The sequence below is a fragment of the Rothia sp. HMSC064F07 genome, assembly GCF_001837265.1.
Lineage (GTDB): Bacteria > Actinomycetota > Actinomycetes > Actinomycetales > Micrococcaceae > Rothia > Rothia mucilaginosa.
In genome coordinates this window covers 57,225-57,751 of record NZ_KV831928.1, presented here as the reverse complement: position 1 = coordinate 57,751, position 527 = coordinate 57,225, and the positions used below count along the sequence as shown (strand labels likewise).

The 527-nt window shown below is 56.4% G+C and carries 1 CRISPR repeat array.

The features are described 5' to 3' along the window. Window positions 1-68: 68 nt before the first annotated feature. Window positions 69-527: direct repeats of the CRISPR family, unit length 29 nt; unit sequence ATTTCCCCGCCTTCGGGTGGGGACTTTCA.

The following is a 527-nucleotide window of genomic DNA, read 5'->3' as shown; positions in this document are numbered from 1 at the left end:
CGCCTTCGGGTGGGGACTTTCATTGAGGCGCCAAGACTGCACGCACTCAAGACGTTCAAGCTTTGCAAATTTCCCCGCCTTCGGGTGGGGACTTTCATTGAGGCATTGGTTGGGGTCGAGAATGAGGGTTATCCGTTCTGATTTCCCCGCCTTCGGGTGGGGACTTTCATTGAGGCCCACGTCCACCGCCACACAAGCGTGCCGCCCGCCTATTTCCCCGCCTTCGGGTGGGGACTTTCATTGAGGCTGACAATGTGAGCAGCGAAAGCATTAAGAATTGCTATTTCCCCGCCTTCGGGTGGGGACTTTCATTGAGGCTGGTGCTGAAAGACTCCATGCTTTCCCAGAATTGGATTTCCCCGCCTTCGGGTGGGGACTTTCATTGAGGCTCTGCGTTGTCACCGTGTCCTGGGTGAGAGAGTAGGTATTTCCCCGCCTTCGGGTGGGGACTTTCATTGAGGCCAGAATGGGCTCAACGTTGGGAGGAGGCAAACCCAAATTTCCCCGCCTTCGGGTGGGGACTTTCA